Annotated in this window: 1 pseudogene; it reads left to right on the plus strand. The window is 64.0% G+C overall.

Annotated elements, in window-relative coordinates:
• A pseudogene (locus X742_RS01000000171395) lies at positions 1-250 on the plus strand (anthranilate synthase component I); the annotation flags it as partial.

A 250-nucleotide genomic window follows, 5' to 3' on the forward strand; every position in this document is an offset into this window, starting at 1 on the left:
GACTATGCGGGCGAAGGTTTTTCGACCGAAGGCCTGCCACGCGACCAAATCGCCGAGCCGTTCAAGACCGCCGACCGCATCCCGCCACGCGGTGACCATGAGCCCGGCGAATACGCCAATCTGGTGCGCCGCGCGATGGACTCGTTCAAGCGTGGCGACCTCTTCGAGGTCGTCCCCGGCCAGATGTTCTACGAGCGTTGCGAGACCCAGCCCTCCGAGATTTCGCGCAAGCAGATCGGAAGAGCGTCGT

Origin of the sequence: Mesorhizobium sp. LNHC229A00, from assembly GCF_000502415.1 — a bacterium.
Lineage (GTDB): Bacteria > Pseudomonadota > Alphaproteobacteria > Rhizobiales > Rhizobiaceae > Mesorhizobium.